Source organism: Streptomyces sp. NPDC058279, from assembly GCF_042881255.1.
In the GTDB taxonomy this organism is placed as follows: domain Bacteria; phylum Actinomycetota; class Actinomycetes; order Streptomycetales; family Streptomycetaceae; genus Streptomyces.
On the sequence record NZ_JBHVYA010000016.1, the window covers coordinates 124,937 to 129,964 of the forward strand.

Sequence of the window (5,028 nt, forward strand, 5' to 3'; positions counted from 1 at the left end):
GTACGGCCCACGGGCCGTACCGGGACGCTCTCACGTCGTCCGCGGGGATCACGCCGGGTCGCGGACCTCCGCGAGCGATCGGAGGATCGCGGTCTGCTTGGCGTCGCGCTCGCGCACGTGCTCCTCGTAGGTCTTCGCGCCGTACGCCTGCTCGGCCTGCTCGATGAGCGACCGGATGGTCTCGTCGTCCATCGGGGGGCGGCCGAGCTGCTCCCAACCCCGCTCCAGGCCGGACCCCAGGGTCCCCAGCCACTTGCGCAGGCCGCCCTGGCCGCCGCCCAGGTGGAAGGCGAGGAACGGGCCCACGGTGGCCCAGCGCAGGCCGATGGAGTGCGTGACGACCCGGTCGAGCTCCTCCAGCGTCACGACGCCTTCGCGTACCAGGTGCACGGACTCGCGCAGCAGCGCGGACTGCAGCCGGTTCGCGGCGAACGCCAGGATCGGCTTGTGGAGCACCACCGGGACCCGGCTGACCGACTCGAAGAAGGCGACGGCCTCCTCGACCGCCTCGGGCGTGGTGCGCTCGCCGGCCACGACCTCCACCAGCGGCACCACGTGCGGCGGGTTGAAGGGGTGACCCACGACCAACCGGCTGGAGTCGGCCATCCTGGCGCCCATGTCGTCCGGGTTCAGCGTGGAGGTCGAGGAGAGCAGCAGCGCGGCGGCCGGGGCCGCCTTGCCGATCCGCTCGTACAGCTCCTGCTTGAGCTCCAGGTTCTCCGGGGCGTTCTCCACTATGACGTCGGCGTCGGCCACCGCCCGTTCCAGGTCCGGTTCGAAGGTCAGCCGTTCGCCGAAGGTCGCCGGGTCCGCGCTGCCCTCCGGCAAGTACGGGCCGAAGAGTTCCAGCCCCTCCGCGACGATCCGCGGCGCGTCCGCACGCCGGCTGTTGACCCGTACGTTCAACCCGTGGCCCAGGAACAGGGCGATCCAGCCCAGCCCGATCGTGCCCGCCCCGATCACCGTGACCGTGCGCTGCCGGGATCCGCTCATGCGCGTGCCCCCAGCTTCGGGATGACCTGCTCGGCCATCAGCCGCATCGTGGTGGCCGCGTCCTCGAAGGACAGGTGGCCCGAGTGCACGCCGAGGCTGATGGTGATGTCGTCGCCGAACCAGTCGGAGATCTGCTCCAACTGGGCCCGCACCTGGTCGGGAGCGCCGATGAGCAGCTTCCGCTGCTCCATCTTGCTCTCGAAGTGGGAGGTCTTCGTGGCCTCCACGAGCTTCTCGTAGCCCGGGTAGGCCTCCGAGCGGGTGGTGCCCCAGGAGGCGACGGCCTCCCGGATGGCGGCCGAGTTGCGGTCGTCGTCGAGGCGGCCCTTGGCGCGGGCCTCCTCGCCGTCCTCCGCCACCACGCACGGATAGCTGAAGTGGATCTGCTCGGTGCCCGGGGTGCGCCCGGAGGCCGCCCACTCGGAACGGTAGACCTCAAGCCGGTTCTGGAGCTCCTCGGTGCTCATCACGTTCGGCACCGTCTGGAGGTTGTGCCCGTTGCGGCCCGCCTCGGCGCAGGACTCGGCGCTGCGCGCCGTCGTCACGAACACCGGGGGGTGCGGCTCCTGGACCGGCCGCGGCAGCAGCGTGACCGGCCCGAACCGGTGGAACTGCCCGTCGAAGACGACGTCTTCCTCGGTCCACAGCTTCTTGATGGCATCGACGCCCTCCACGAAACGGTCCTTCGACTCGTCGATGGGGATGCCGAAGGCCTTGAACTCGTCCGGGAGGAACGCGCGACCGAAGGCGGCGTCGACGCGGCCGTTGGAGATGTTGTCGAGCATGGCGAGCTTTCCGGCGAGTTTCACCGGGTGTTGGAACGCGGGGATGGTGGCACTGGTGCCCAGCCGGACCCGCCGGGTGCGTCCCGCGGCTGCTGCCAGGAAGGTCACCGGGTCCGGGCTGTAGCCGCCGTACGAGAAGAAGTAGTGCTCCACGATCTTCACGTGGTCGAAGCCGAGCTCCTCGGCGAGGTCCACGAGCCGCAGCGCCTCGTCGAAGTACTGCTGCGCCGGTTTGTCGGCGGGACCGACGGTGGGGAAGAAAACGATGCCGAATTTCACGAAAGCTCCTCAGCCTGGTCAGTCTCGGACGGAACCGTCGTGGTGGAGGTCGCGGTGCCGCACCTGCCACACCCCGTCCACGTTCACCAGGTGGTCGTTGCACACGACGCTGGCGAAGATGTCGAGGGCTCCGCCGCGCGGCACGCGCATGGCCAGGGCGTAGGCGCGGGTGTGCAGCGAGCCGTCCTCGCCCTCGCGGACCTCCAGCATCCCGAGCCAGTGCCGGAAGTCGATCCGATCGGCCTCCAGGCGCTTCTTGCGGGCCCGGGAGGACTCCCGGATCGCGTCGCGGCCGCGCAGCGGCTCGTTCAGCCGGCTCGCCTCTTGGAAGACGGCGTCTTCGGTGAACGTCTCCGCCCAGTCGTCGGGGCGGCCGTCGTCGAGGAGCCCCATCTGACGGGAGTAGAACTGCTGCACCAGTGCGTACACGTCCGCGGAGACGAAGGGGTCAGCCGCTGACCGCAGGGTGCTTGGGGTGGAGTCGCTCATGCGAACTGCCTTTCGTGAGTGCGCCGGCTTGCCGGCATCGGTACGTCGTCACTTCGTCGCGCTTGGCGCGTCGGGCCCGCCTCAGTAGCCGCACAGCCCGTCGCCCGGCGCCAGCAGCCGGGCACCGTACGCGCCGGCCGCCGGGTCGAAGCGCAGGGCGACATGGCTGGCCAGGCTGTGCACATCGCGCCAGACGCGCTGCAGCGGATGGCCGGCGAGCTGGGCGGAGCTGCCGCTCGCCCGAAGGAGCTGTTCGACCACTTCGACGAGCCGTTCCACCGCGTAGGCGCAGTCCGCCGGATTGCGCACGGCCTCCAGCGGGACCGCCGCCGTGGCGTCGGCCACTCTCGCCGCCCGCTCCAGCAGCAGACCGGCGCTGTCGACGGCGATCGCCGCACGGGCGGCGGCGGTACACAGGGAGAGTTCCTCTCCGGCCGCACCCGTACGCGACTCCTCGGCCCAGAGCCGCAGCGCGGCGCGGGCGGCGCCGAGCGCGGGGGCGCCGAACAGCAACCCGCTCACCAGCCGCAGCGGCGCGGTGTGGCAGGGCGATCCCGATCCGACAGCGCGTCCCTCGATCAGGTCCTGACGGGCGAAACCGCGATGAGCCGGCACGAACACGTTGTCGACGAGCAGGGTGTTGCTGGCCGTTCCGCGCATGCCCAGAGAGCTCCAGGTGTCGGCCACCGAGTAGTCCTGCCGGGGAAGGGCGAAGTACCACGGCTCGCGTGCGCCGTCCCGGGCCACCATCGCGCACACCATGGCCCAGTCGGAGAATCCGACCGCGCTGGTGAAGCTCCATTCACCGGTCACCCGCCATCCGCCGCGCACGCCGGTCGCACTGCCGCGCGGGATCAGCGCGCCGGCCACGGCGGTGTCAGCGCCCTTGGCCCACAGCTCCGCCTGACCCTCCTCGGGGAGGAAGACGCCCATGCGGCCGGCCCCCGCGATCACGGAGGCACACCAGGCGGCAGAGGTGCAGCCCTCCGCGAGGACGGCGACGGCCCGGAGCAGTTCCTCGGCCGATCCGTCCTCACCTCCCCATCGCGAAGGGACGAAGTGGCGGGCGAAGCCGGCCTCCACGATTCCGGCGGCCACGGCGGGCGTCAGCGCGCGCTCGATGTCCGCCTGCTCCGCGTGGCGGGCCGCGAGGCAGGCCAAGTCCGCTGCCCTGGAGGGCAGTTCCGTGCCTGATGACGGCCAGGTTGGCATCAGTACCACTTTCCTCGTTACGTCGTGCGGTCCATCAACGCGGACAAGCAACGTGGGCACCCTGCCGCCGGCTGATCCAGGACGCCTGGAAGGCCGCTCAACGCGGCTCGTCGGCGCGCGCGGGCCTGACGTGCCTCTCGACCCGAGCTCGACCGAGTACGTGCAGCCTCGACGGGCCACGGGCAGTCGAGGCCGTGGCCCCACGACGACACGAGGTGACGATCAGTGAAGGGAATCATTCTGGCCGGGGGCAACGGCACCCGGCTCTACCCCATCACCCTGGGGGTGTCCAAGCAGCTGCTGCCCGTCTACGACAAGCCGATGATCTACTACCCGCTTTCGGTGCTGATGCTGGCCGGTATCCGCGACATCCTCGTCATCTCCTCGCCCCGCGACCTCCCGCAGTTCCGCGCGGTGCTGGGCGACGGGAGCGGTCTGGGCATCAACCTCACCTACGCCGAGCAGGAGCAGCCGCGCGGGCTCGCGGAGGCCTTCACCATCGGCGCCGACCACATCGGCGACGATTCCGTCGCGCTGGTCCTCGGGGACAACATCTTCCACGGCCCGGGATTCTCGGCCCTGCTGCAGCAACACCTGCCGCACCGCGAAGGCGCCCTGCTCTTCGGCTACCCGGTGCGCGACCCCGAACGGTACGGCGTCGGCGAGGCGGACGCGCAGGGGCGGCTCATCTCACTGGAGGAGAAGCCGGCGAAACCGCGCTCCAACCGGGCGATCACCGGCCTGTACTTCTACGACAACGAGGTGGTCTCGATCGCCCGCGGCCTGCGGCCCTCGCCCCGGGGCGAGCTGGAGATCACCGACGTCAACCTGGAGTACCTGGCCCGGGGTCAGGCGAGCCTGGTGGACCTCGGCCGGGGGTTCACCTGGCTCGACACCGGCACCCACGACTCGCTGCTCGAAGCCGGTACCTACATCCAGGCGCTTGAGCACCGCCAGGCCCTGCGGATCGCCTGTGTGGAGGAAGTGGCCCTCCGGATGGGTTTCATCGACGCGCGGCAATGCCACCGACTCGGCGCGAGGCTCGGCAACTCCGGCTACGGACGGTATGTCATGGACCTCGCCGACCTGTTGCGGAACGCGGGACCGGTCGAGCTGCGCGGCTCCATAGGACTGCGCCGCCAGGACCCGGAACCCGTGCGCGCGGCCGGCTGAGGGCGGAACGCGAGAGGCTCCGCGAGCGGCGGGGGGGGGGGGGGGCGGCGCGCCCCGCCCCCCGCCCCGCGCCCCCGCAGCCCGCCACCCCCCACCA

Annotated in this window: 5 protein-coding genes; 1 reads left to right on the forward strand and 4 read right to left on the reverse strand. The window is 71.1% G+C overall.

Features of this window, described 5'->3' with window-relative positions; genetic code table 11:
* Positions 1-48: 48 nt before the first annotated feature.
* From ACFVXJ_RS25310 to ACFVXJ_RS25325, 4 genes are all read right to left on the reverse strand, one after another.
* Positions 49-993 (reverse strand): 3-hydroxyacyl-CoA dehydrogenase NAD-binding domain-containing protein, encoded by a 945-nt coding sequence (locus ACFVXJ_RS25310; RefSeq protein ID WP_389664973.1) that lies wholly within the window; start codon positions 991-993, stop codon positions 49-51.
* Positions 990-2,057 carry an LLM class flavin-dependent oxidoreductase gene (locus ACFVXJ_RS25315; RefSeq protein ID WP_389664975.1) on the reverse strand — a complete coding sequence of 356 codons (1,068 nt, stop codon included), beginning with the start codon at positions 2,055-2,057 and terminating at the stop codon, positions 990-992. The genes ACFVXJ_RS25310 and ACFVXJ_RS25315 overlap by 4 nt, the downstream gene beginning before the upstream one ends.
* An 18-nt stretch (positions 2,058-2,075) precedes the next feature.
* The gene (locus ACFVXJ_RS25320) at positions 2,076-2,546 is read right to left on the reverse strand and encodes a nuclear transport factor 2 family protein (RefSeq protein WP_389664977.1); all 471 of its coding nucleotides are present in this window, start codon (positions 2,544-2,546) and stop codon (positions 2,076-2,078) included.
* An 81-nt stretch (positions 2,547-2,627) separates the two neighbouring features.
* Positions 2,628-3,758 (reverse strand): hydrolase, encoded by a 1,131-nt coding sequence (locus ACFVXJ_RS25325; RefSeq protein ID WP_389664979.1) that lies wholly within the window; start codon positions 3,756-3,758, stop codon positions 2,628-2,630.
* A 225-nt stretch (positions 3,759-3,983) separates the two neighbouring features.
* Here ACFVXJ_RS25325 and rfbA point away from each other — a divergent pair, with 225 nt between their 5' ends.
* On the forward strand, positions 3,984-4,931 hold the full coding sequence (gene rfbA / locus ACFVXJ_RS25330) for a glucose-1-phosphate thymidylyltransferase RfbA (protein WP_389664981.1): 948 nt from the start codon (positions 3,984-3,986) through the stop codon (positions 4,929-4,931).
* The last annotated feature ends 97 nt before the right edge of the window (positions 4,932-5,028 follow it).